General features: G+C 51.7%; 28 protein-coding genes, 1 riboswitch and 1 other annotated feature. Of the genes, 8 read left to right on the top strand and 20 right to left on the bottom strand.

Going from position 1 to position 25,094, the window contains the following annotated elements; all coding sequences use genetic code 11:
* Positions 1-84: 84 nt before the first annotated feature.
* Complete coding sequence (locus NSQ24_RS05865) at positions 85-561, bottom strand: DUF3221 domain-containing protein (protein ID WP_227278023.1); 477 nt, start codon at positions 559-561, stop codon at positions 85-87.
* 171 nt (positions 562-732) lie between these two features.
* Positions 733-1,341 (bottom strand): superoxide dismutase, encoded by a 609-nt coding sequence (locus NSQ24_RS05860; protein WP_003391556.1) that lies wholly within the window; start codon positions 1,339-1,341, stop codon positions 733-735.
* A 203-nt stretch (positions 1,342-1,544) separates the two neighbouring features.
* On the opposite strand from NSQ24_RS05860, the gene NSQ24_RS05855 reads away from it, so the two are divergent.
* Complete coding sequence (locus tag NSQ24_RS05855; RefSeq protein WP_003391553.1) at positions 1,545-2,315, top strand: TSUP family transporter; 771 nt, start codon at positions 1,545-1,547, stop codon at positions 2,313-2,315.
* 82 nt (positions 2,316-2,397) lie between these two features.
* Here NSQ24_RS05855 and NSQ24_RS05850 read toward each other — a convergent pair whose 3' ends face one another.
* Complete coding sequence (locus NSQ24_RS05850) at positions 2,398-2,583, bottom strand: hypothetical protein (protein ID WP_003391551.1); 186 nt, start codon at positions 2,581-2,583, stop codon at positions 2,398-2,400.
* Between the two features lie 20 nt (positions 2,584-2,603).
* Positions 2,604-2,834 carry a YneF family protein gene (locus NSQ24_RS05845; protein WP_003391547.1) on the bottom strand — a complete coding sequence of 77 codons (231 nt, stop codon included), beginning with the start codon at positions 2,832-2,834 and terminating at the stop codon, positions 2,604-2,606.
* Between the two features lie 150 nt (positions 2,835-2,984).
* Here NSQ24_RS05845 and NSQ24_RS05840 point away from each other — a divergent pair, with 150 nt between their 5' ends.
* Together NSQ24_RS05840 and NSQ24_RS05835 are read left to right on the top strand one after the other, a co-directional pair.
* A complete protein-coding gene (locus tag NSQ24_RS05840) occupies positions 2,985-3,731 on the top strand; it encodes an N-acetylmuramoyl-L-alanine amidase (RefSeq protein ID WP_122957792.1) in 747 nt (248 codons plus the stop codon).
* A 16-nt stretch (positions 3,732-3,747) separates the two neighbouring features.
* Positions 3,748-4,098 (top strand): hypothetical protein, encoded by a 351-nt coding sequence (locus NSQ24_RS05835; protein ID WP_122957793.1) that lies wholly within the window; start codon positions 3,748-3,750, stop codon positions 4,096-4,098.
* Between the two features lies 1 nt (position 4,099).
* Here NSQ24_RS05835 and NSQ24_RS05830 read toward each other — a convergent pair whose 3' ends face one another.
* The 7 genes from NSQ24_RS05830 to NSQ24_RS05800 form a co-directional block, all read right to left on the bottom strand.
* Positions 4,100-4,927, bottom strand: coding sequence for a metallophosphoesterase (locus NSQ24_RS05830; protein WP_122957794.1), 828 nt, complete (start codon positions 4,925-4,927; stop codon positions 4,100-4,102).
* A gap of 132 nt (positions 4,928-5,059) precedes the next feature.
* Complete coding sequence (locus NSQ24_RS05825; RefSeq protein WP_003391540.1) at positions 5,060-5,689, bottom strand: response regulator transcription factor; 630 nt, start codon at positions 5,687-5,689, stop codon at positions 5,060-5,062.
* Positions 5,686-6,807: a sensor histidine kinase gene (locus tag NSQ24_RS05820; protein ID WP_172920811.1), complete on the bottom strand. Its 1,122-nt coding sequence runs from the start codon at positions 6,805-6,807 to the stop codon at positions 5,686-5,688. The genes NSQ24_RS05825 and NSQ24_RS05820 overlap by 4 nt, the downstream gene beginning before the upstream one ends.
* Positions 6,808-6,820: 13 nt before the next feature.
* The gene (liaF, locus tag NSQ24_RS05815) at positions 6,821-7,696 is read right to left on the bottom strand and encodes a cell wall-active antibiotics response protein LiaF (RefSeq protein ID WP_024984704.1); all 876 of its coding nucleotides are present in this window, start codon (positions 7,694-7,696) and stop codon (positions 6,821-6,823) included.
* A gap of 30 nt (positions 7,697-7,726) precedes the next feature.
* Positions 7,727-8,290 (bottom strand): rRNA adenine N-6-methyltransferase family protein, encoded by a 564-nt coding sequence (locus tag NSQ24_RS05810; protein WP_024984705.1) that lies wholly within the window; start codon positions 8,288-8,290, stop codon positions 7,727-7,729.
* Between the two features lie 90 nt (positions 8,291-8,380).
* Entirely contained in the window at positions 8,381-9,076 is a 696-nt protein-coding gene (locus NSQ24_RS05805; RefSeq protein WP_122957795.1) for a PspA/IM30 family protein, read from the bottom strand.
* An 87-nt stretch (positions 9,077-9,163) separates the two neighbouring features.
* Entirely contained in the window at positions 9,164-9,574 is a 411-nt protein-coding gene (locus tag NSQ24_RS05800) for a hypothetical protein (RefSeq protein WP_327927538.1), read from the bottom strand.
* Positions 9,575-9,953: 379 nt separating this feature from the next.
* Positions 9,954-10,092, top strand: a riboswitch (cyclic di-AMP (ydaO/yuaA leader).
* 5 nt (positions 10,093-10,097) lie between these two features.
* Between NSQ24_RS05800 and NSQ24_RS05795 the strand changes: the two genes are divergently transcribed.
* Positions 10,098-10,757, top strand: coding sequence for a C40 family peptidase (locus tag NSQ24_RS05795; RefSeq protein ID WP_122957797.1), 660 nt, complete (start codon positions 10,098-10,100; stop codon positions 10,755-10,757).
* 79 nt (positions 10,758-10,836) lie between these two features.
* Here the strand turns inward: NSQ24_RS05795 and ltrA are convergent, their stop codons facing one another.
* A complete protein-coding gene (gene ltrA / locus NSQ24_RS05790) occupies positions 10,837-12,102 on the bottom strand; it encodes a group II intron reverse transcriptase/maturase (RefSeq protein WP_024985202.1) in 1,266 nt (421 codons plus the stop codon).
* 776 nt (positions 12,103-12,878) lie between these two features.
* Between ltrA and NSQ24_RS05785 the strand changes: the two genes are divergently transcribed.
* Positions 12,879-13,598 carry a response regulator transcription factor gene (locus NSQ24_RS05785; protein WP_024984708.1) on the top strand — a complete coding sequence of 240 codons (720 nt, stop codon included), beginning with the start codon at positions 12,879-12,881 and terminating at the stop codon, positions 13,596-13,598.
* Complete coding sequence (locus NSQ24_RS05780; protein WP_003391524.1) at positions 13,599-14,969, top strand: HAMP domain-containing sensor histidine kinase; 1,371 nt, start codon at positions 13,599-13,601, stop codon at positions 14,967-14,969.
* A 205-nt stretch (positions 14,970-15,174) separates the two neighbouring features.
* Here NSQ24_RS05780 and NSQ24_RS05775 read toward each other — a convergent pair whose 3' ends face one another.
* The 3 genes from NSQ24_RS05775 to NSQ24_RS05765 all read right to left on the bottom strand — a co-directional run bounded on the left by NSQ24_RS05775 (position 15,175) and on the right by NSQ24_RS05765 (position 17,972).
* Positions 15,175-16,530 carry a cytochrome P450 gene (locus NSQ24_RS05775; protein ID WP_003391522.1) on the bottom strand — a complete coding sequence of 452 codons (1,356 nt, stop codon included), beginning with the start codon at positions 16,528-16,530 and terminating at the stop codon, positions 15,175-15,177.
* A gap of 238 nt (positions 16,531-16,768) precedes the next feature.
* Positions 16,769-17,332: a biotin transporter BioY gene (locus NSQ24_RS05770; protein WP_003391520.1), complete on the bottom strand. Its 564-nt coding sequence runs from the start codon at positions 17,330-17,332 to the stop codon at positions 16,769-16,771.
* Between the two features lie 82 nt (positions 17,333-17,414).
* Entirely contained in the window at positions 17,415-17,972 is a 558-nt protein-coding gene (locus NSQ24_RS05765; protein WP_003391518.1) for a hypothetical protein, read from the bottom strand.
* A 175-nt stretch (positions 17,973-18,147) separates the two neighbouring features.
* Here NSQ24_RS05765 and NSQ24_RS05760 point away from each other — a divergent pair, with 175 nt between their 5' ends.
* Together NSQ24_RS05760 and NSQ24_RS05755 are read left to right on the top strand one after the other, a co-directional pair.
* Entirely contained in the window at positions 18,148-19,380 is a 1,233-nt protein-coding gene (locus NSQ24_RS05760; RefSeq protein WP_339167418.1) for an aminopeptidase, read from the top strand.
* Between the two features lies 1 nt (position 19,381).
* The gene (locus NSQ24_RS05755) at positions 19,382-19,687 is read left to right on the top strand and encodes a hypothetical protein (protein WP_003391512.1); all 306 of its coding nucleotides are present in this window, start codon (positions 19,382-19,384) and stop codon (positions 19,685-19,687) included.
* Positions 19,688-19,850: 163 nt separating this feature from the next.
* Here the strand turns inward: NSQ24_RS05755 and yhfH are convergent, their stop codons facing one another.
* The 5 genes from yhfH to NSQ24_RS05730 all read right to left on the bottom strand — a co-directional run bounded on the left by yhfH (position 19,851) and on the right by NSQ24_RS05730 (position 24,819).
* Complete coding sequence (gene yhfH, locus NSQ24_RS05750; RefSeq protein ID WP_003391510.1) at positions 19,851-20,012, bottom strand: protein YhfH; 162 nt, start codon at positions 20,010-20,012, stop codon at positions 19,851-19,853.
* Positions 20,013-20,223: 211 nt separating this feature from the next.
* Positions 20,224-21,471, bottom strand: a complete 1,248-nt coding sequence (gene ilvA / locus NSQ24_RS05745; RefSeq protein WP_003391507.1) for a threonine ammonia-lyase IlvA — start codon at positions 21,469-21,471, stop codon at positions 20,224-20,226.
* A gap of 93 nt (positions 21,472-21,564) precedes the next feature.
* Positions 21,565-21,830, bottom strand: a binding site (T-box leader).
* A gap of 335 nt (positions 21,831-22,165) precedes the next feature.
* Complete coding sequence (locus tag NSQ24_RS05740) at positions 22,166-22,507, bottom strand: hypothetical protein (RefSeq protein ID WP_003391505.1); 342 nt, start codon at positions 22,505-22,507, stop codon at positions 22,166-22,168.
* A 70-nt stretch (positions 22,508-22,577) separates the two neighbouring features.
* A complete protein-coding gene (locus NSQ24_RS05735; protein ID WP_024984712.1) occupies positions 22,578-24,278 on the bottom strand; it encodes a DUF4179 domain-containing protein in 1,701 nt (566 codons plus the stop codon).
* On the bottom strand, positions 24,259-24,819 hold the full coding sequence (locus NSQ24_RS05730) for a sigma-70 family RNA polymerase sigma factor (RefSeq protein ID WP_339167416.1): 561 nt from the start codon (positions 24,817-24,819) through the stop codon (positions 24,259-24,261). The genes NSQ24_RS05735 and NSQ24_RS05730 overlap by 20 nt, the downstream gene beginning before the upstream one ends.
* Positions 24,820-25,094 lie beyond the last annotated feature (275 nt).

The raw sequence follows: 25,094 nt of genomic DNA, 5'->3' as shown, positions 1-25,094 counted from the left end.
TCTATCCTTTCCTTTGCAGGCCGCTTTCCGACAGAGACCAAGTGTCAAATCGATCAACTGTCCCGGCATGTTTGATTTGCTTTTCTATTCCACGATGACGATCATCCCTGCGGTCGCCTGTACGGGGTAGGATTCGGCGACAGGCCCGTCGAAAGAAACCTCCACCCTGGTTCCCTCCCGCAAGTCATCCAATGTCGCCGGCACGAGCGAATCCCCTTGCTTTTTCAGCAGCTCCGGCGACTTTCGGAGAGAGACAGAGGCTTTATCATAGGGCGTTTTGCCGCTTTGGGAATCCGCCTCAACCATGATCGCGACAATCCCGGTCGGCTGAGCCGGATCGATACCATTGGGAGTGTCCTTGCTCGATACAGACGCGCTCGGATCTGCTGATTGATCCGGCTGCCCCCCGATCGGTCCGGTGATGACAGCGGTGACGGTTCCTGCGATGTCGATTTGCTTTTCTGCCTGCGGCGACTCGCCTGGCAGCATTTTGCCCGCAGCAACCACTGAACCCACCACCACCAGCAATAGCCCCAGCGCAATCCCTACCTGCTTCAACATTTTATCCACGGTGATCAACGACCCTTTTCGCTTATTTTTTCTATTCCTATGGCTAAGACGATGGCAGTTGACGTTTCGTTGCGAAGGCGAGGAAACAAACAAAAAAGGCATGCCGGTTTGTCCGACATGCCTTTTGTTCGTAAGCAGTAATGCTATCGCGTTGATTTCCGCTTAGCGGGCAGCTTCAAAGCGCTTGCTGACTTCGTCCCAGTTTACAACGTTCCAGAATGCACCGATGTAGTCAGGGCGTTTGTTTTGATACTTCAGGTAGTAAGCATGCTCCCAAACGTCCAGACCGAGGATTGGCGTTTTGCCTTCCATGATCGGGCTGTCTTGGTTTGGAGTGGAGGTGATGGCCAATTTGCCGCCATCTACGATCAGCCATGCCCAACCGGAACCGAAACGGGTAGTTGCCGCTTTCGCGAATTCAGCTTTGAAGTTGTCAAAGCTGCCGAATGCTGCGTTGATCGCATCTGCCAGTGCTCCAGCAGGTGCTCCGCCGCCGTTCGGGCTCAGGATTTGCCAGAACAGAGCGTGGTTCGCATGACCGCCGCCGTTGTTGCGTACAGCAGTGCGGATCGCTTCTGGCAATGCATCCAGGTTGCTGATCAGCTCTTCTACAGATTTCGCTTGCAGGTCAGCGTGGCCTTCCAATGCAGCGTTCAGGTTGTTTACATAAGTAGCATGGTGGCGTCCGTGGTGGATCTCCATGGTTTGCGCGTCGATGTGAGGCTCCAACGCATTGTGTGCGTAAGGCAGTTCAGGAAGTTGATGTGCCATGATAACATTCCTCCTCAATGGTATGTAGTTCAAGCTCGCTTTTTATTATAATGCAAACCGCTCACTTTTACAACAAATCGGTATGCTAAGTATCGTAATCTTCAAAATCCCCCTATATCAGTAAATAGTATCTTGCAATGTACAAAAGCCGTGCTAGACTTGGATTATTCATGAACCCAATTCAACAAGCAAGGTGATCTTCTATGGACTTGGACTTATCAACGATTCTGTTTCTTGCCTTTTTTGGTTTTGTCGCTGCCTTTATCGACAGTACCGTGGGCGGTGGAGGCTTAATTTCGCTCCCTGCACTGCTTGGGCTTGGCATTCCGCCGTATTTGGCTTTGGGAACAAACAAGCTGGCAGGCACCATCTCCTCGGCCACCAGCTCCGTCACCTTTATTCGCATGGGTAAATTTGACAAGAAACTGATGGCGATCCTGTTCCCCGTTTCGCTTGTGGGCGCCTATTTCGGGGCGAAAACAGTACTGTTTGTCCCGCAAGAATTTCTCAAGGTGCTGGTCATCATCATGATGGCCGCAATTTTTGTCTATACCCTGCTGAACAAGCGGTTTGGCGAAAACACCACGTTTAAGGGATACACCAAGTTTACGCTCGGTCTGGGGATTCCGGTCACGTTTTTGATCGGCTTTTACGACGGCTTTTTCGGACCCGGCACCGGATCGTTTTTCGTCTTTCTGATGGTTCTTCTCTTTGGCTATGATTTTGTCATAGCCGCCGGCAATGGGCGCATCCTGAACCTGGCCAGCAACATCGCGGCTCTGCTGGTCTTTATGCTGGAGGGCAAAGTGATTTTCATTACCGGGCTGACCATGGGTGTGGCGATGCTCCTGGGGGCCACGCTGGGTGCCCGTGTTGCGATCAAAACAGGTGTGCGCTACGTTCGTCCCTTGTTTTTGCTGGTGTCCATCACCTTGATTACCAAGATGGTCTATGAGTTGTTCTTTACAAGCTGAAAAATGGATAGGGCAGCCGAGAAATCTCTGGCTGCTCTATCCATTTTTTGTACTGCGTATGCTCCTGTCAGCTCTTTTACGGCTACTCATTTTTCCCCTTGCGCTGCTTTAGGCGCAAGATGATGCCGTCAATCAACAAACCAAGCCCCGCTCCGTAAAAAGGAAAAGCAAAGCGAACTCCTTCACTGATCGGAAGCCCTTTTAAATAAACAACGACGACGCCGACAATGAAGCCGATCATCGTATAACGCAGACGGGTCGGACCCATGTCGACATCCCCTTTGCCAATTACTTGCCAAACTTTTTAGGCATCTTCATGTTTTTCATGTTGCGGCTCATTTGCTTCAGTTGTTTTTGATTCAGGTTAACGCCCATGGAACGAGCCATCGCTTGTAATTGTTTGTCATCCATCTGCATATTTTCCACCTGCTTGCGCAGATAGTACGTGCCGCCGAAAAATCCTCCGGCAAGGCCGATAATCAATGTCACGATCGGGATTACCCAGTTGTACCAAGCCATCAATACATTACCATCCTCTTTTGGGAATTAAATCTCTCCTATTGTACCACAACTGCGTGCTCTGTACATCGCCGCCCGGGGAAAATGAGCGAACTGTCCTTCGGCATGTTCGCACCTTTTCGCATATGCTGAAACAGGAGGTGACTTTATATGACCCCCATTTTGGTGATAGACCCGGGGCATGGCGGGATCGATCCGGGCGGCGGCTCCAATCAGCTCTTTACAGAAAAAGAGAAAAATTTGCAGATTTCCCTTTACCAATACTCGAGATTTCAGACCCTGAACATTCCTGTTGCCATCACCCGAACCGGCGATACCACCCTGACGAGCGATGATCGCGCCACTCTGGTCAGAAACAGCGGTGCCCGCTATTGTATCTCCAACCACGTCAATGCCGGTGGAGGACGGGGTGCGGAGGTTATTTACTCGATTTACTCCTCCCCTACATTTCCCCGTCTGATCCTCGATGACCTGGAAGCAGAAGGGATGCCGGGCCGCCGCATCTTTACCCGCACACTCCCCAACAACCCGAGCAAAGACTACTACTTCATGCACCGGGAGACCGGCAGTGTGGAGACAGTGATTATCGAATACGGCTTCGCCGACAATCCGCTGGATGCGGAAAAATTGGACCGGGATTGGCGAGAGCTCGCAGAGGGCGTGGTCCGTTCCTTTTGCGAATACACCAACCGTCCATACAAGCCGCCAACCCAGACAAATCCAGGAGACGGAGGAGGAGCAAACGTGCCTGAATGGAAGCAAGAAGCGATAGATTGGATGTTTAAAGAAGGCTTGCTTACAAACGAAGATTGGCGCCATGAGCCGGATAAACCGCTGCCTCTGTGGGCGGAAGCGGTCATCCTGAAACGGCTGTTCGAAAAATTGCGCACACCTTGAGCAAGGAGGGATTCTGATGGGTTTTGACCTCGGTCTGATCATTGCGCTGGCTTTGGCCGCCGCTGCAAGCATGTCGGATTTTCTCCGCATACCAAAAAAGCTGCGCGGTTGGGTCGCCATGGTGCTCATCCTCGGTCTTTACATGGTCAATCAATGGATCTACAGCACGGGATTCGACTGGCGAATTGCCTTGCTGGAAGGCGGGACGGCTGCTCTGGCCGCTGTCGGCATCCACTCGACTGCCAAAAATACGATGCAGCAGGTCACCTTGCTCCGCAAGCGAAACGGTCAAAGCAGCCCCCCGGCAAAGGAGCAGGGGGAGACAGCCGCCTCACCCGGGTCAACTTCAGCCGATTGGAGAGTGTGACTCATCCAAACTCGGCCAAATAGCGTGTCAACGGCGTTTCTGCCAAGCCTGAGTAGTTTTCACGTGCTGGTACGCTCACAATCTCGTCCTCCGGGAAGCGATAGGCGGTAAGCATCCCTCCAAACACGCATCCCTGGTCGATATTGAGCGTGCCATTCTTTCTTTCCGGCTCGGGACGAGGATCATGTCCCCAGACGATAAGCGGCTCGGCTTTTACCCGTTCGGCTGCCCAATCCCTGCGGATCGGTCTCCCGTCGGCCCCTGTCCCGGCTACATCTCCGTACCGACAATAGCTCTGGATGGAAGGAGATTCTTTTCCGATGTAATCATCGCGTATCCCCGCGTGAACCGCAACGAGGACTAGCCGTCCCTGATAGTGCACCATCATGTGCGAAGGGGAGGAAAACAGGAGTCTCCTGCTCTGCTCCTTTAATTGATCGGCCCTCCTGGCCCCGTACTCCCGTTCGAATATTTGAAACTCGTCAGCTACCTTCTCGTCACCATGCGCCAGCATGACAGGGCGTCCATCCAGCCAGCGGGCAATTTTCCACCCGTGGTTGCTGTCCACCATCTCCGCCAGGCCCGCTGCCACATGCCGGATGAAAAACTGCAGCATCTTGATCGATTGTGGCCCGCGGCTTGTAATGTCTCCGAGAGAAAGGAGCTTCCGGCCCTCAGGATGCCGGTGGGTCCCGTCGTGACAACGTTCATATCCCAAGCGCTGCAAGAGTTCCATAAACTCGTCGTAACAAGCATGGACATCGCCGACAATGTCGACACCCTGATCGGCAGCCATCATCCTGGAGCGTGTACGCGGTTTGTGCCTCATAGCCCGTTCTCCTTTCCGCATCTTCTACATTCTATGATTGCCAAATTCAAGCAAAAAAACTCACCCAAGGGGGTGAGTCCGAATTAGCGGAAAACGGGATAGCCTATGGAAATAGAGGAGAAGGGCAAGCAACTAATCCAGATGATGCGTATGTACGTAGATGGCCGCCTGTGTGCGGTCCTCGACGCCCAGCTTGGACAGGATGTTGCTGACGTGGGTCTTCACGGTCTTGATGCCGATGATCAGTTCGTCCGCAATCTCCTGGTTGGACTTGCCTTGGCCGATCAGCTTCAATACTTCCAGCTCGCGCGGCGTCAACTGTTCATGCGGCTGCGCTTCTTGTCCATGACGGAAGCGGGCCATGATTTTGCCGGCGACGCGAGACTCCAGGACCGGCTCGCCTGCGGCTGCCGCCCGGATCGCCCGGGCAATTTCGGCTGCACGCGAGGTTTTCAAGAGATAACTGAACGCTCCTGCCTCAATGACGGGATATACCTTTTCATCATCAATGAAGCTGGTCAAGACGATGACTTTGCTAGCGGGGCAGGTTTCACGTACCCGCCTGGTCGCTTCCACGCCGCCGATCCCCTCCATCACGAGGTCCATCAAAACCACGTCCGGCTGCAGCTCGACAGCCAGCTTCACTCCTTCTTCACCGCTGGATGCTTCGGCTACTACTTCAATGTCGTCTTCAGTAGACAGATAAGCAGCCAATCCCATTCGCACCATTTCATGATCGTCCACGAGCAATACGCGTATCATGTCAGCTCTCTCCCTTCCATTTCCGCTTGCAGCATGATCGGGATGCGCACCTCGATCTGCGTCCCTTTTCCGACTGCCGAGTAAATATCCAGCGAGCCGCCGAGCTCTGCCACCCGCTCCCGCATGCTTCTCAATCCGTACGAAGTCAGCTTCTCTCCCTCCGGATCAAAGCCGACGCCATCGTCTACGATGCGCAGCCTGACTTGCCCCTTCAGCGTAAACAGCTTGACCGCGATGTGGTTGGCACGGGCATGCCGGAGCGTGTTGGAGAGTGATTCCTGCAAAATGCGGAACAGATGGTCCTCGATTCCGCTCGGCAGGTTGTCCACTTCTTCGATCTCCCAGCTAATTTCCATCGCATTTTTGCGGGTCAGCTCTTCCAGCAGATCTTCAATGGCTTCCTTCAGTGCCTTGTTCTGCAAAGTCGCCGGGCGGAGGTGCAGCAGGAGCGCCCTCATCTCCGCCTGCGCAGCCGCGGCCATTTCTTCCACCAGCTCGATCTGCTGGGCAGCTCGCTGCGGATTTTTTTCGATCAGTCTTTTTAAGGCTGCAGTGGTCATCGCGATGGCAAACAACTGCTGGCTGACCGCGTCGTGCAGCTCGCGGGCCAGTCGCTGCCGCTCTTCGGTGACCGCTGTATGCTTCAATTGTTCCGCCAAAGCGGCGTTGTGATTGGACAGCCGTTGCAGGGAAGCGACCTGTTCTTCCCACTGGGCCGCCAGACGGTTCAGCTGCCAGCCCAGTTCACCGATCTCGTCCTCGCCCAGCTCAGGGACGCGCGAAGACAATATGCCGCGCCCCAGGCTGGTGGCTGCCTCCCAAAGCACCTGCAGTCTCTTTTTCAGCAAATTCCCGAAAATGTAGCCTCCGACCAACCCGACGACACTTGCTGTCAGGATCGCGAATGCAAACGAGGCCAGTTGTGTTTTCCAATCCAGCTTCTCCGGCAAATAGAGATGCAGGTAGGTCGCAAGCCATCTCGTGACGTCCGGGTCCCCGGCCACCACGCAATACAGAATCAAACTGCACAAAAAGGAGGCGGTAACCGCTCCTACGGCCAGCAGCAAACCGTAGCGCACGTACTGCCATTGGATACTTGCCAACCGCTGTCGTCGCATTTGTCAGTACCCCCTAAATGTACTTGACTTTAACATCGCCGACGAGCAGCGAAATCTGTACATGGATTTTTTGCGCTTCCTGTTCGTACTGTTCGGAGCGGATCATCACGCTGCGATTGATGCCCCCCTGCCTATGGCCAAACACTTCCAGATCGCCGATGCGCACCTCCGCAGATACGGCTACTGGCATGTCTACCGGAACGTAAATAGTGACGTCCCCCACCCAACCGTCGACTATCAGAAACGCTTCATCATCCATCAGCATCGCCCGGGACAGATCTATGACAACATTCCCGACTCCGTGCCAGATATGCAACTGGCTTAGCTCAAAGCGGCCGGATGTCAAGTGAAAATCACCGATCAGCGAACTGCGGGAATCTTTGGGCGACAAAATGCTGCCAGGGCCCGCGGATGAAGCAGTCCATCTGCTTCTTTCCGTTCCAAATGGATTGCGGTATCCCGCTTTCTGTCTCCAATGCCCTGATTGTTTGCCTGTTGCCGTATCTTCCGCTGAAGCAAAATTCGGATCAGCATCGGCTGCTTCGGCAGCCTCCGGTATTGTCGGCCGGATTCCTTTGTCAGCCGAACGCCCACGGATCAGCCGAAATCCAAAGTAAATGAACAAAAGCGGGATTACAAGCTGGAACAGATCATCCATGCCGATATGAAGCCACATGTCCAAAGCAATCATGATGCCGAGCCCGGCCAGCAGGCCTCCCCGAACACGCTTGTGATTTCCCCACATCTGTACGCCGAAATACACGAGAACCATCGGCCACAAATCAAAGAGGCCAAACGTGATTATATGCAAGCTGTCAAGAAAAAGGCCAATTCCTGTCAAAATGATCAAGACACCGACCGTCATTTTTTGTAAGCGGGACAATTTCACAAAGGTCTCCTCTCTTACGCCCCATGTCGGCTAATTTCCTACACTTCCGTCACGGCAAGTATAAATAAACGCAGGCGGAATATTCAACGGCGTAAATGTGGTTTCTACCCGCTGAAAGCGCGTCTGCAGCTCAGCTTTCAGTTGGAGGGAGTATTGAAACGTGATGAACAGGCCACCCGGAGCAAGGGCAGACTGGACTTCATCCAAGATCCCCGTCCGCAATTCCGCGGGAAAGTTGGCAAACGGAAGTCCGGAGATAATGGCATCAGCCTTGCCAATCCCGGCCTTACTCATGTACTCTTGCAGCTTCAGTGCCTCATCCCACATCGTGATGCCGGGAAATCGGCGAGTCAGCATTTCGCGAAACAACGGATCTCTCTCCACCAAAATGTATTTGGTATCGAGCCTTTTTTTCTTTAGAATGCTTTCCGTAAAGGCGCCTGTTCCAGGCCCCAGTTCTATAATCACGTCAGACTGATTCCAGTCCACGCTGCACAGCATCTTTTCGCATAAAAAACGAGAGCTGGGAATGATGCTTCCTACACGTCCTGGCTCCGCAAAAAATCGACGTAAAAAGACCATAAAGTCTGCCAAGGATAGAACCTCCTAGGGGAAAAGCAGCCTGCTTGGACAGGCTGCCTGGTTGCCACTTCCTATTCTACACGAGATGCCTGATTCCTGTCGTTACTCCTGAACTTTCGCAGGCTCGGCATCCTTTTTGCTTTGCAAAGACGCTTTGATTTGGGCCAGCTCCTCATCCAGATCATTCTTTTCAAGGGACTCGAGAGCTTGCTCCAAACCAGCGCTGGTCTGGCGCCACTGGCCGCTCAGATTGGCTTCCGCTTCCATCCGCAGCACTTTTTCTTCCATCCGGGAAAAGCCTTTGCCGGCAGATTGATTGCCCATGCCGACAATTGCATGGTTCACTTGTTTTTGCGTTTTCGCTACTTGCGCTCTTGCCATCAGAGTGAATTTTTTCGCTCTCATTTTATAAAATTCTTCTTTCAGCTCGGCCAGCTTCTCGCGCATTTGCTGAGCGGCTTCCGATGCTGTCAGATAAAGGGCTTCGTATTCTTGGGCACGCAGTTCGTATTGCTTCTTGTCGGCCAAAGCCCGGCGCGCGAGCAGGTCTTCCCCTTCGGTCAGCGCCAGCTTTACTTGACGATCGCGTTTTTCCGCAAGCGCCACTGCCTCTTCCCATTGCTGGTGGAATTTCTTCTCCAGGGCCACTTGCTTGGCTACTGCCACTTCTACTTGTCCGATCTCCACTTCCATGTCACGCATGTACTGATTGAGCATAACCACCGGATCTTCCATTGAATCCAAAGCGTCATTCACAGAAGCCACCGTCAAGTCACGCAGTCGTTTAAAAATACCCATTTTTTAGTCCTCCTTATCATATCACAAGAAATTTGATTGTCATGTACCTTGCACTTTTCAGGTTTGTTTCATCACTTGTCATCGATATCAAGGTTGTTGCTTCTTGGCTATTCTGTGCTCCCAGCTGTCCAGAGTATCCTCTTTCAATACCTGCCTTGCCCACTGCCTCTCCCATACTGTTGGCATGGAATCATGCGTCTTGTCACTGCGTCGGATAAAGCGGTACCCGAGGTAAATCACTCCGATAGCCAGTACGACATTGAACAGTAAATGCAGCTTGCCGATCAACATTAACAGCCCGAACAGAAAGATCAGTATCCCCCAGAAGCGGGAACCGGAACTGCCAATCACTTTACGGGCTCCGTATAACATGATCAGCCCGGGGATCAGCACACCGAGGAAATCGCCGCCGTCGATGCCGAGTTGGTCCAATAAGACAAACCCTCCGGTCAGCAGCAATGCGAGTCCAAGGAGCACCTTGCCAGACCGCTCACTCATGAAATGCTTCCCTCCAATCGACTATTTGTTGGTGTGTCAACCTTATGCCTTTATTCTAGACGGGGCCAGTGTTCGACATAACGGGCGAGCGGTTGGTTTTTGCCTCCGTCCCTGGACGGATAAAGTGTCGTCCCCCAATCGGACAAGGGTCCCTCCTGATTAGGTTCAGCCCTTTTCCGGCGTGGGGTGAAGCCGTCTTGTAGCGGGAGAGTCCGACACATCGTTTCCATTACTTATAGAAGAAAAACATCGCTTGCACGGTACTGCCGAAACGTTACAGCTTATGACAAAATATTGTGACGAAATCGTGAACAAGCATGGGTATAAAAAGGAAAAGTGGGACAAGTGTTGAATTGTGTGGAGGTGCGTGTAAAAAAACATCGAAAAATAGCCGAGTTCCGCTATGCGGAAACGGGGGACCCATTATCTTTGGGGTGAATGGCTGCGCTCTCGCAGTCTAGGGAATTCCTTTCGACCGAACCCTTCAGCTAACCTCGTAGGCTCAGGAGAGGAGCAGTATCTTTTGCGCAAGACAGTAGTTTCTTTGCTTATTGCCGGGTTGCTTGCGATGGGTGCCAGTGCGGCGCATGCTCAGGAGGGAACCCCCCTGATGAATGTCGTCAATGATCTGTACGGTGTCCCTTACAAGTCTTCCGGTACCACGAAAAAGGGCTTTGACTGCTCCGGTTTTACACGCTATGTGTTTGATGCGCTAGGTGTAGATTTGCCTCACAATTCTTCTTCTCAGTACCAAGTCGGCCAACCGGTTAGCCGCAAAGATTTGCAGCCCGGCGACCTCGTCTTCTTCAAGACGAATGGAAGAAGCATTTCCCACGTAGGAATCTACATCGGCAATGACACGTTTGTGCACTCGGAATCTGGCAGAGGCGTCGTCAATACCAAATTGAGCGACCCTTACTACTGGAGCAAACGCTATGTAGGAGCCAAGCGAATCGCTGCTCCGGCACTCCAGGCGAAAGCCACCGACACTCCTCCAGCCAAGAAAGCGGTACAAGCGGCTTCCTTGCCTGAAGCACAACCAGAACAACAAGCGAAAGCGCCCGAGGCAGCTCAACCAGAGCAACAGCCTGGGCAGCAGGCAGCAGCTGCAGCTGAGACACCAGTTGAGACACATACAGTGCCACAGCCGGAACAACAGCCGGAAGCGCAGCCTAGCAAGTAAGTGCAAGCAATCGAGTAGGAGGGGGCGACTAACCCCCGTCCTCTCACACCACCGTACGTACCGTTCGGTATACGGCGGTTCACCAAGCTTGACGAATTTGAGAATATCGTTGCACTAAGCTTTTCAGCCCTTGTTGTTGCCAGTAGGCAATGCCGAGGGCTTTGTGTATATGCGGAGATTTTGTGGTACGCCATGCACCCTTGCGGGTATTTGCAATTTCAATGGCTTTTACGTGAGATATGCCAAGAGAACGAAGTTCTCGATATCTGGTTCTCACGCGTTTCCACTGCATCCACAAACAAAGACGGAGCCTGCGCCTTGTCCATTCCTCAATGGATTGTAGAATGCCCTTCGCGTCTGCAAGGGCGAAATATCCAATCCAGCCCATGAGGTACTGATTTATTCTTTCAATCCGCTTCTCCATCGAGATGCTCCACACCGGATTCGTGATCGTGCGGATTTTCTCTTTTAGCTTGAGGAGGGATTTGGGGTGGATGCGAATCCTTGTCTGTTTTGCAAAGGTAAAACTAAAGCCCAAGAATTTTCGTTTCCATGGTCGGTCTATCGCGCTTTTCTCCTCATTTACTTTTAGCCTTAGTACCTTCTCCAAGTGGTTTTGAATACTCTTCTTTACTCGTTCCCCTGCCCGTTTTGTTTTCACGTAGATATTACAATCGTCTGCGTAGCGGCAGAAACGGTGGCCTCTCTTTTCGAGTTCCTTGTCCAAATCATCAAGTAGGATATTTGCCAAAAGTGGGCTTAACGGCCCACCTTGCGGTGTTCCTTCACTTGATGTTGTACAGACGCCATTTATCATGATCCCCGCATTCAAGTAGGAACGAATCAGTCTTAAAATTCTCTTGTCCTGAACTTTTCGAGCCACACGGCTCATTAGAATATCATGATTTACGCGATCAAAGAATTTCTCTAGATCGATGTCCACCACGAAACGATATCCTTCGGAGATATACGCTTGCGCTTTCCTTACTGCCATGTGAGCGCTACGTTTTGGACGGAACCCATAGCTAGATTCCGAGAAGGTGGGGTCGAAGATCGGCGTTAACACTTGGAGGATGGCCTGCTGAATAAAGCGGTCTACCACGGTGGGAATGCCTAATAACCTTACACCACCGTCAGGTTTCGGGATTTCGACTCTGCGAACAGGTGAAGGTCTATAGGTTCCCCTTTCCATCTTCTCGCGGATGGCTTGCCAGTGTTCACGTAGATAATCGCGTAGTTGTTCGGTTGAAACACCATCGACTCCACCGACACCTTTGTTTTCCTCCACTCGTTGGAGTGCCATCCGTAAGTTTTCCCGTGATAAGACTTTTTCCAGCAAATCCATAATGATGTTCCTTCCTTCGCACATGCGGACTCCGTGCTTGCTGTACGATACTCAGCCCTCTTTTGTACCCTCGGGGCTTCACCCCTGCTCTTCAAAAGTAGTTCCTTGACAGAATTCTGCTTCGACGTACCGTATCAAAAGACATGGATCGCATGCTGACTTGATGTTCGGCCCTTCCCCATTCAAGCGTCCTCTACTCGGGTACTATGGCCTCTGCTGACTTCTGCATGTTCAGCGTCTCCTTACGGAGACGGTTACCAACAGTTGAAGGCGTTTCATGCAGACCTCCCCAGGTAAGAACGATAACTTTCATCCCATGTACCTGCCCAAGTTTACTACTGTATCCCTTGGCTGTATGGGGCTTTGTCTTGTTTGGCAGACTCGCCCGGATACAACAGCCTCAAATTGGGTTCGTGTACCTCAGGTCGGGATTTTGCCGCCGGCTTCCTTCAGATTCGACCTCGCGGTCGACACCCTTGCCTTGAGCTAACGGTTGGTACAGCCAACCCCCGTTCGGGACTTTCACCCTATAGCTATCGCCCATGCTGGGCGCACCAAAAATGAAAGCCAGGGACGTTAGGTCTCTGGCTTTTTCTGACGAAATTTAGTACCTGGTGTCAATAGGAAGTAACACCCGCTATTCTTCATTATATGTCCTTTTTCCTGCCGGAACACGCTGGTAACGTTTGGTTTCTTTGTCCTTCACCAGTCAAACCGTGTTATGATAGGAGAGAATACAAATATTCAGGAGATTTGAGGTTACTGGGGGAGTACCTGTGAAAGACCATATTTTGCTTGTAGACGACAATCAGGAAATCATAGAGCTTCTTGAAGATATTTTGGAAAACGAAGGGTATGAGGTCACTTTTTCAGAGAGCGGGGAGCATGCCCTTACTTTGTTGAAGCAAGGCTTGAAGCCCAATTTGATTCTTTTGGACATCATGATGCCGAATATGAGCGGCTATGAGCTGTGCTCGCAAATTCGCCGCGAATCGGACCTGCCGATCCTGTTTCTCAGTGCGAAAGGAAAAGCGGTCGACAAAGTCGTCGGTTTTGAAATCGGCGCCGATGACTATATCACGAAGCCATTCGACACGGAAGAGCTGCTCGCCCGCATCCGGGCGCATCTGAGAAGGTACGAGCGGATTCGCAAGCATACCGAAGAGCACAGCGAAAAGGACCCATCCGGCTCCTCCATTACCGTTTTGAAATTTAAAGGACTGGAAATCCACAAGGAAACGTACTCGGTGTATGTAAATGAAGAAAAAATTGACCTTTCCACCAAAGAATTTCAGTTGCTCACCTTTCTGGCCGAAAATGCCGGCATTGTGTTTACCCGCGAACAAATTTACGACCGGGTATGGGGATACGGCTACGGCTCCCTCAATACTGTGACGGTTCATATCAAAAATTTGCGGGAAAAGCTGGAACGGGAGCGGCAGTACATCAAAACGCAGTGGGGGACGGGTTACGTTTTCATCGGGGAGAAGGTGTAGATGAGCATCCGCAACAAGCTGTTCCTCTCGTTCTTCGCACTGATTGCGCTGAACCTGTTCGTTTTCAAGTTTGTCTTCGAGGATATTATTGTCGTTCAACTGAAAACGGATCGCCACAATCAATATCGCTATGAAAAGGAAACGGCTGAAAAGGTTCGCGTCAATCAGCTGCTCAGCGCCAGCAATTTCAAGGACCCGACAGACCGCAGCGAGTTGGAAAAGCAGTTGCCGGAGGATTTGGTATACAAAATGTTAGTCAAGGACGCCAACGGCAACACGATCTTCATCAAGACATCCCAGGCATACAATTTGAAAAATCCGCCGAGGAAAATAAAAAAGGAAAATACCGATCTGAAGGTTGTGGCGGAATACCATTTTCAACACGAACCGCCGAAAAAAGGCGAAACCATCATCTACTTCTACACAGATGACTCCGATATTATGGCAACAAAAGGGGTCAGCATGATGCTCTGGTACATCTACGGGAGCATTGCCCTGGTCGGACTTGTCCTGCTCGGCTTCTTCGTCCGCTGGATTCACCGGCCGGTAAACGAGCTGTCCCGCGTAACGCAGGAAATTCGCGAAGGAAAACGGCTGGTTTCGTTTACGTACCATTCAGAAGACGAATTTGGCCGTCTGTTTCGCTACTTCTCCGACATGGTCGATCAGCTCCGGTTTTCCGAAGAGCGTCAATCCGAGCTGATTTCCGCGATCGCTCACGATTTCCGGACACCGCTGACAACAATCAAAGGATACGCCTCCTACATCGCCTCAGGGCGGGTAACCGATCTGGAACGGATCAAGAAGCAGATGAAAAAGATCGAACAGAAGACGGACGATCTCGACAAGCTGCTCGACGAACTGCAGGACTTTACCCAGCAAAGTACGGAGCTGAAGCTGAACCTGAGCCGCATCCACGTCAAGAGCTTTGCAAAAGGAATCATTGAGGACTACCTGGTCAAGATCAAGGAATCGGGACTAACACTCCAGTGGAAGCTGCGCATCTCCAATGATCTGTACATCGAGGCGGACGAGACCAAGCTCCGCCGCGTACTGGAAAATCTGTTAAACAACGCCATTTACTACAACAAGCCGAACGGATCGATCCTGCTCACCTGCGACCAGCGGGAGGGGCATGTGCTCTTTTCCGTGATCGACAAGGGTGAAGGCATCTCGCAGGAGGATTTGACCAAAATCTTCACCAAGTTTTACCGCGCGGAAAAATCGCGCAATCGCAACAATGGCGGAACCGGCCTGGGCCTGACGATCTGCCAAAGCATCGTCCAGCGACACGGCGGTTCGATTTCCGTCAGCAGCGAGCTGGGGAGGGGGAGCTCTTTTTCCTTTACGATCCCCTTTTTCCAATCTTAATTTATATAGATTTATTCTCAGTTAATATATCCTTTATAATTGTCTGGTAGATTATCTTGTATAGCATGTTGCTTTCAGTGATAAATAACCCCAGTTCGGTATCTAACACCTTAGCGGAAATTGCAAAAATGGTGGGCAGATGCCTTTTTTTTATGCAAAAAGACACGAACCGTCAATGGTCCGTGTCTTTTTCTGTGCCCTTTCGTTATTGCGACCGCGCCTCCAGCCTCATCATCAGACCGCCTTTCGGGCGAAGGGTGACAAGCGGCTCCGCTTCCACGGGCTTGCCCGGGTCGGCGAGCTGAAAGCGATACTTCTGTGCGAACGTAGCGAGCAGCAGCGCGGCTTCCATCAGGGCAAAGTTGTTCCCGATACAGATGCGCGGACCTCCGCCAAACGGAAAGTAGGCGTATTGCGGGATACGCTTCAGCAAGTCCCCCTCAAACCGTTCCGGGATGAAATCCTCCGGCCTGTCGTAGTACTTCTCGCTTCTGTGCATGACGTACTGGCTCATCATGAGCGTATCTCCGGGCTTGTACGTATGCCCCCCGATCTCCACTTCTTCGGCGACTTCCCGGTTGATCGTCCAAGCCGCCGGGTACAAGCGCAGCGTTTCGCTGATAATCTGGTTTACATACTTCAGATTCGGAATATCCTCTACCGTGGGCAGCCGTCCTCCCAACACCGCGTCCAGCTCGGCCCAGAGCTTTTTTTCCGCCTCAGGGTTGGTCGCCAGCAGATACCAGATCCAGGACATCGTGTTGGCTGTCGTCTCATGGCCTGCGACAAAGATGGTCATGACTTCGTCTCTTACCTGCTCATCCGTCATTCCTTTGCCGTCATCCTCATCTCTTGCCGCCAGCAGCATCGCCAATAGGTCAGTGCGCCCCTGATCTCCTTCACGGCGGCGCTCTTCGATGATGTTGTAAATCGTCTTGTCGAGCAGCTCGGCTGACTCGCGGAACTGCCGGTTGCTTGAGGTCGGAACGGTGAGCGGAATGTCGATGAAGGACGACGCTTTCGTCGAGACGTATTTCAGGCCCACATCGATGGCCCTGGCGATCTGGTCGGCGCCTTCCTTGAGACCTTTGCCAAACATCGTCTCTGTGATAATCGCCAGCGTCACTTTCATCATGTCTTCATGCACATCGCGTACATCTCCTGCTTTCCAGTCATCCATCAAGCTTATCGCCTGCTGGACCATGGACTCGCCGTAGGTCGCGATCCGCTCGCGGTGGAATGCCGGCTGCATCAGCCTGCGCTGGCGTATGTGCTTCTGTCCTTCGCTGGTGAGGATGCCGTCACCGACGACCGCCCGGGCGACCTGCAAGCCTTTTCCTTTGCGAAAATGGGCCTGCTTGCTCACCAGAATTTCCTTGATCATGTCCGGATTGCTGATCAAATACACATGCCGCGAGGGGCCAAAGCGAAAGTGGGCCACATCGCCGTGTTCTTTCGCAGCTTCGCGCAGGAAGCGGAGCGGGTCCCGGCGAAAGGCGAGCAGGTTGCCCGAGATCGGCAGTCCTTTTGGGCCAGGTATGGTGGTTATATTCACGATCATTCCCCCATTCTCAGTCGTGTTTTTCCCAATACTGTTTGTAGTATCCAACCAATCTGGCCGTTTATACCATGAGTGCCATGTCTGAGAGAAATGACTGTCGATGTTGCTGTCGGAGGAGGTCTCGCAACCACCGAGGACACGGACAATGGACTGAACTGCCGTAAACCATCAAAATGTGGATACAAGGATTCGGGCAATAAAAAAAATCGCCCGAACTCGGCGAGCGATTTGGATTGTTTCAGGATAGCGGTCTGCTGTGTGCCTGAAGCAGATTTGAGGATACGAGCCGCTCTCGCACCTTGATGCCGATCCAGGCAGCCAGGACGGCTTTGACGACACCTACCAGCAGGAATGGTACGGCTCCTCCGGCAAAAGCCTTGTCCCACGGAATGTCCAGAACGTACTTGAGCTGGACCGACCCGAAGATGAGCGTAATAATCATGCCGACAATATTGGCGACCAGAGCCCATGTAAAGGTAAAACGCGTTTTTTCGAGAATGAGACCAGTGGCAAAAGCCGTAAAAATAAAGCCAAAAATGTAACCGCCGGTTTTGTCCACCAATACCTGTGGTCCACCGCTAGCACCTGAGAATACAGGAAGGCCTACTGCACCCAGCAGGACGTAGATGAGAATCGCTACGGTCCCCCACCTGCTCCCCAGAATCGTCGCGGTAAAGCCGACAGCCAGCGTCTGACCCGTAATCGGAATAAGCGGCAGCGGAATCGTAATTTGCGAAAAGACAGCCGTTACAGCGGCAAAGATGGCAGAAAGCACCAGCCATTTCAATCGTTCGTTTCTCATGATAGCCTCCATTTTGTCAACTTAAAAATAAAGTGCGTTAACAAAATGATACTGCCTGTTTTTCTGCTTGTAAACAGTTACTTCACGATCTTTTCGCAAGGACGGCATGCAGTTGTGTGAGCGATGCGATTGTATGATCCACCAAGCCGCGGAGATCCTCGATGTTGCCCTCGTCGATTTTGCGATGAAAGTCGAGTGTGATCTGGTTTTCGTACTGTTTGGGCGGCCAGTGGAGCTGATACTCGTCCAGCTTGGCTTTAATGGTTTGCGTTATGTACGGCCGATTCCCCCAGATATCATTCAGCATCTGCGCCACGGCTTCTGTCTCCCGCTGCACATCGGTGACTGTCATGAAAAAATGGATGCAGATCGTACAGCCGATATGCTCTGTCAAAGGCTGCTCCAGCTGTTCGGCCGCAATATCGGCAAGCGACGTACGCAGCTGCATCTGGGCGAAGACACCCTTTGCCTCCCCGAATTCGTCTGCCAGCCGAAAATCGATCTGAAACTGCCTGTGGAACGTCGCCAGATCCATGGTGTCCGAACGCCCGATAATCGTGATGCTGCCTTCAAAGTCCCTGTCGTACACGGCTCCTTCCAGCACCACTTTGATATTGTCAAAAACAAGCGGGTGAAACATGTCCGCTCCTCCTTTTCCCTTGCACCTCTTTCTCCATAGAGTGCCCCTAAATTCTTTTCATTGCAAGCGAAGTCTCAAGTTCAAGAGCATGCCAGCTTTACGCTCTGTTATAATAAGCTCATTCATCACTGCGATCCCTGAAAAAGAGAATCCGTTGTTGTGAGGAGGTTTTTTCATGAATGCATTCGATACCATGCTGGACCGGTATGCGTCATTGGCGGTAAAAGTCGGCGTAAATGTGCAGCCTGGACAGACTCTGGTGATCACCGCTTCCCTTTCCTCCGCCGATCTGGTGCGAAAAATTGCACGAAAAGCGTACGAAGCAGGGGCAAAAGACGTACATATGGAATGGCGCGATGACGAGCTGACACGGATGAAGTACGATCTCGCACCGGACGAGGCCTTTCATGAGTATCCGCTGTGGAAAGCAAAAGGGATGGAAACGATGGCAGAAGAAGGGGCGGCCTTTCTCAGCATCATCGATTCCGATCCGAATCTGTTGAAGGGCGTTCACCCCGAGCGTCTGGCTGCCGCGAAAAAGTCAGCCGGTCAAGCGTTAAACAAATTCCGCAGCTATACGATGAGCGATCAGGTGAGCTGGTCCGTGATCGCCGCACCGAACCCTGCCTGGGCGGCGATGGTCTTCCCCGACCTTCCCGAGCAGCAGCGAATCGTGGCGCTCTGGCAGGCCATTTTCCGCGCTACCCGCGTCGATCAGGACGATCCGGTTCAGGCCTGGAGAGAACATCAGGAGAATCTGAACCAAAGAGTCGAATATCTCAATGCGAAGCAGTACTACGCCCTGCACTACAAGGCGCCGGGTACCGACCTGACGATCGAACTGCCAACATCTCACATCTGGATCGGCGGAGGCGGCGTAAACGCCAAAGGGGTCCCCTTCATGGCCAATATGCCGACAGAAGAGGTTTTCACCGCTCCGAAGAAGACGGGCGTTTCCGGTGTCGTACGCAGCACGAAGCCGATCAGCTACAACGGAAATCTGATCGAGAATTTTTCGCTCACCTTTGAAAACGGTCGGATTGTCGATTTCTCTGCGGAAACGGGCTATGAAGTATTGCAGCAGCTGATCGAGATGGACGAAGGCTCCCATTATCTCGGGGAAGTCGCCTTGGTTCCGCATCAGTCTCCGATTTCCCAGTCAAATATGATCTTCTTCTCCACGCTCTTTGACGAAAACGCCTCCAACCACCTCGCGATCGGGAATGCCTACCCCGTCTGCATCGAGGGAGGAACCAGCCTGTCGCCTGAGGAGCTGGACAGGCGAGGCATCAACACCAGCCTGGCTCATGTCGATTTCATGATTGGATCAGATGAAATGGACATCGACGGTATTGCTGCCGACGGTACGAGAGAGCCTCTGTTCCGCGGCGGCAACTGGGCCTTCTAGCATGTTTTTAATCGGAATATTGGTCGTAGTCGCGATCGTGGCAGAAATTTTCCACCGGTTGAATCCGTGGAAAAAGCCGGAGCCGCCCTACGAAGAGCTTATCGAAAAGATCAAGCAGGCTGACTGGTACCAGGAGCTGTGGCAGGATGAAGCGTGCCGCCACGTGCTGGAAACTGATCCTCACGTACTCGCTTATTACTCGGGAACGTATGAAGCAAAACGGCTGCTCGAAAATCGCGGTTTTCAGCTCGGCTTGATCGATTACGTCAAGGAACAGGCAGAAAAAGTCGTTTTGAACAAAAGGTAGCGAAAACGAGAAGACTTGTCTTCCCCAAACCGATTTGAAAAAAAGATGGATAGAGTCGACAGAGACATTTCTCTGCTGCTCTATCCATTTCTTTGCAAGCGCTGAATTCTTTCTATATACAATATACATGGCAGTTGCTCCTCATATGCTATCGCGGGGCTGCCTATTTCTTTGTGTGATAATACAGGTATGCATCGTGTGTGGCCTTTTCCTGGCAAGCAAAGCACTCTGTCATATAAGACTCGGCCTGCTCGACCATCGTTTGGCCGCAAGCTGCGCAGCATTTCGATTCGAGATTGCGAAAGAACGTTGTGATTGGCGTCATGACCATAACCCCCCGATTTTGTTCGTTGAGGTTATTGTATTATAACAGCACTTGTTTTATAAAACTTTGTTATAAAACATTATGCTGTATTATCACAGACTTGCTCGCTCTCGCTTCTGTTTGCTCCTGTTTTCTCTGTATTAGCACTTTTTTGACTATTCCTTACTGTATTACAACAATTGTTTGTACCATAATTTCAGGCATCCCGGGCCTAGATCAGCAGATTAAACAGATACGGATCATGGGTAATTTCCACATAGCGGATGCCGTGCTTTTTCATCCGATCGATCAAGGGCTCGTAATCCTCCTGAGACTTCAGTTCGATCCCGACCAGTGCAGGGCCGTTGTCCTTGTTGTTCTTTTTTGTGTACTCAAACCGGGTGATATCGTCATGCGGCCCCAGTACCCCGTCGATGAACTCGCGCAAGGCTCCGGCACGCTGCGGGAAGTTGATGATGAAGTAGTGCTTCAGCCCCTCATACAACAGCGAGCGTTCCTTGATCTCCTGCATCCGGTCGATATCGTTGTTGCCGCCGCTGATGATGCAGACGACGTTTTTCCCTGCGATTTGCTCCCGGTACAGATCAAGAGCCGCAATCGGCAGGGCTCCGGCTGGTTCCACGACGATGGCATTTTCATTGTACATCTCCAAAATAGACGTGCAGACCTTCCCCTCCGGAACAAGCACGATGTCGTCCAGCACTTCCTTGCATATTTCCCGCGTAAGCTGTCCCACCTGCTTGACCGCCGCTCCATCCACGAACTTGTCGATTTCGTCAAGCGTAACCACATCATCGTGGGCCAGCGCTTCTGTCATGGAAGCCGCTCCCGCAGGCTCCACGCCGATGATCCGCGAGGACGGGCTGATTCCTTTTACATACGTTCCCACACCTGCGGCAAGCCCTCCGCCGCCGATGCTCATGAAGACATAATCGACAGGCTCGTCCATGTCGTTCATGATCTCTGCCCCTACCGTCCCCTGTCCGGCCACTACGTACGGATCGTCAAACGGGTGGACGAAGGTCATGTTTTCCTGCAGACAAAATGTCATGGCTTCCGCAAACGAGTCGTCAAACGTGTCTCCGCCCAAGACAACATCCACGTAGTCTCCGCCAAACAGCTTGACCTGTGTTACCTTCTGCCTGGGCGTCGTGGCCGGCATGAAAATCGTGCCGCGAATCTGCAGCAGTTGGCAGGAATAGGCCACACCCTGCGCATGGTTGCCTGCGCTGGCGCAAACGACACCCCTTTGGCGTTCTTCGTCGGACAAATTGCGGATGAGATTGTACGCCCCTCTGATTTTGAAGGAACGGACTACCTGCAAATCCTCTCGTTTCAGATACACATGACAGCCGTACCGTTCCGACAGCCGCTTGTTTAGCTGCAGCGGCGTTTTTGCGATCACATCCTTCAGTACGTGATTGGCAACGATGATATCTTCCATACTTACTGTTTTCATGGTCTTGCTCCTCTCCTGGTGCACACCCTGTTTCTTTTTCGAAAAGAAGAAAGCCCCCGCCGTCGGCCAGCTGTGCAAAAATTGCGCACGACTGGCTGAGGCGAGGGCATCGCGGTACCACTCAGCTTCTCTGTTTCCTTGCGAAAAACAGACTTTGAGAGTCTCCGGTGAAATCTAGAGACTCCGCCGGATAACGGTGGCGGCTTCCGTTGTCCTTTACTCGAATCGCATCCGCGAAACTTTCAAGAACACAGCTCCAAGGTGATTTTCACAGCAAGCTGACGTCCATCCTTTCAGCACAGGGGGATGGCTCTCTGCGCGTCGCCTTTGCTCCTACTCTTCCTTTTCTACGCTTCTTTTCGTCCTTACGTAATATTTTAAATTAGTTAAAAATTATAGATTTTTGTCTGCTCTTTGTCAATAGGATGTGCTTATTTCAAGGGAACAGGTCTATCATGAGTCCGAGCAAAAGGGAGCCACTCAAAAGGGCTCAACTTAAAAGGCTCAACTTAGAGGTCGCAACCAGCTTTTTATAAAAAGCGGAGAATGCTTGCCGCATCCTCCGCCTTCTTGTGCGCTCAGTTGCTTCCGGGGTTTCCCCTCGGTTTGCTTACACTGCCTTGCTATTTGCTTACACTGCTTTGCATCTTGCCTACACCGCTTCGCAATTTGCTTATGCGGCTTCACAATTTGCTTATACGGCTTCGTAAATCGTTTCGTAGCGCTTGCCGATTTCTTCGTCGGTCAGGCCTGCTTCACGCAGACGATTGATCAGAGCGGTCGCCCAGATTTCGCAGCGCTGTGCCATTTTGGCGTACTTCTTGGCTTCCTTGGTCTTGCGCTTGGAACGGTCTTCCCCGTTGGACTTCAGGTTGTCTAGGATGAACAGCATATGCATGGTGTCGTCCTCGCCCAGGCCGGTCCAGTTGTCGTTCAGGAACGCTGTCACCTTTTTATAGTAACCGTCAAACTCTTCAAAGGAAATTTCCGTGTCCATATTCAAGTATTCCTTCATTTTGTCAAACAGCTCTTGCATCCTCCGTCACAACTCCCTCAATTTTCTCTGCCCTATTATAGCAAAAAGAGAGAGCGCACGAAAGCTGGCATTACTTGTCAAGCTGGATGGGAACTTCCCAATTGAGGTCGCGGTACTGACGTTCCTGAATGCCGTAGGTGATGGTCAGCTCCTTCGGCTGCTTCTCGAGGCCGCTTATGAATAGAGCACTCTTGATTTGCACGCGTCCGTCTTTGTCGCGGGTATACTCTCCGTCGCCGTTGTCCATGCTCATACGGTATACGTTGCCTTTGTCGTCTGTTGCCTTCCAATCGGTAATATATACGATGTCATTCGGCAGGGTTGCTTCAAACTCGATGATTCCGCCTTTGCCACGAGACTCGTGCCTTCCGAACCTCTCCTTTTCTTCCGTCGTCTTCAGGTGGAATTTGCTGAATGTAAAGGTGCTTCCGCTGTTTTTAACCGTCACCGGCTGTTTGCTTAATTCATCGAGAGAAATCTTGGCCTCAAAGGACGCCGGTTCATTCAGATAAATCGAGTGAAGCTTGAAGGTCAGCTTTTCATGGCCTGTAAACGGTGCAAAACCGTCCCACCACACCCTTCCTTGTCCTTCGCCTTTTCCTTTGCCTTTGCTGGTGTTGCGCACCTCATTTTTTCTAATGCCGTTCAAGGTTTCGAACATGGTATCATCCCGACCTGCGATCAGATTCCCCTTTTCGTCAAGAATTTCATAGGCCAGACCGTAATCAGTCAAGTAGTACTGCATCAGTTCTCCAGGAGTTAACCGCATTTCCTTCCTGGGCCCCTCAGGCGCATCATTCCAGCCTTTCTCCTCGATCAGCTTCCTATACTCCTTGTTTTTCTGTTCGTTCCAAGCCGTCTCTAGGGTAAGCAGACTGGCGCTGGGAACGGTCATGATGTTATCCAGCTTGATGACGACCCCCTGCGGCGAAGTATACTCCTGATTGATCACTACCGTTTTCGCCACTTCTTTAGCCTTTTTCATATCGATGGGAATATCGAGCTTCCACGAGCCTTCGGTGTCCATGATTTTATTGAACTCAACGCCGACCCTAAGCTCGTCTGGCACTTTCTCTACTGAGTCAAATATGTCATACAAATCCTGTCTGACAAGCATGTAATCCCCGTATTTCCCACGTGCCCAGCCATCTCCCTCGGGATTCAGGTCGTTGCCGGCCTTGTCTGTAAGCGTAAAGCTCTCTTCGTAATTGCCCGCCTTGAAATCCAGCTTCTTTCCATCCTTATCGACAATCTCAAAGATCAGGGCAATGCGCGTCGGATCGGCGAGCACTTCCTTGACGGTCACGGTGTAGCCTTTATCCGTTACCTGCTTGTTGATTTGCTGGGCGTAGCCCTCGACCGCTGCTTGTTTCAAGCCCCCGTCCACATCTTTAACAGTATTGAACAAACTGTTTACGTAATTGGCAAACGTCGGCGAAACCATCGTTCCGAATGTAACGGCAGCCGTAAGACCGGCTACGGCAATCGCTGTCTTCTTCATAATATCCATGCTCCTTTTTTTCCACGTTTTTCTTTTGTTCCTGCTTTTCTCTTGCCTGGCAATATCCTCCATGACCAGCTCTGTAAAGCGAGGAGAGAGCAGCTCCTCTGCCAGCAGTTCTTCCGCTTCTGGCGTACCCTCCATGATGTGAGCCAATTCTTCCTGACAAGGGATGCATAGATCGACATGCTGCTCCAGCCTGGCTGATTCCAGCGGGGAGAGCTTCCCGTCGAAATACGGCTTCAACTGGTCAGATTTGTGACATTTCATACAAGGAAGTCCCCCCTTTCTCCAAGCTCTCCCGCAGCTTCTTCTTCGCCCGGTGAATCCGCATCTGGACAGTCGTCATCGGAAGCGCCAGCGCCTCGCTGATCTCCTTGTAGCTGAGCTGGTCGATGTAGCGCAGCACGAACACTGACCGGTATTCCTCTTCCAAGTCCATAATCCGGCGGAGAAGCACCTGTTTCTGCTCTTTTTGCAAGAAAGCTTCCTCCGGCGTCTCCATTTCGATCAGTTCCACTTCTTCGCCAGTGGTTTTAACGGTGCGCTTCCGCCGTCTGAGTTCATCCAGACAGTGGTTGGCAGCAACACGGTAGAGCCACGCTGAAAAATTGCGGTCCTGTTGAAACTTGCCTAGTTGGAAATACGCCTTCGTAAAAACCTCCTGGGCCAAATCCTGGGCATCCTGCTTCTGTCCAATCATCCGGTACAGGTAGGCAAATATTTTTCCTTTATACTTGTCGACAAGTCGTGTATAGGCTTGCTGGTTTCCCCCTAGCACCAGACGAACGAGCTCGTTATCGTCCTGCATGTTTTTCTTTTCCTCCTATGCAAAAGGCTTGCTGCGCAGCGATTGCCTTTTTGCCAAAACAGGTCTGCAAATTTTCCCTAACGGAAATGCCGCTGTTCCAGACGCCATTGTCCCGCTGGCTTCCGATAACAAATTGGCTGATCCCTTTTTGCATCCAGGTTATCGTCGCCGCTCCTCAGGCATGCGGCTGATACTGGCAGACTGTTTGGCTGTGTTCATGAAGTATAACGAACGTTTTCATCCTTTTCTTTCAAATCTTAGGGAAATTTTTAGGG

This window comes from Brevibacillus sp. FSL L8-0520 (assembly GCF_037963895.1).
GTDB lineage: Bacteria > Bacillota > Bacilli > Brevibacillales > Brevibacillaceae > Brevibacillus > Brevibacillus borstelensis.
Note: the sequence above shows the minus strand (reverse complement) of the source record. Positions and strands in the feature narration are given on the sequence as shown.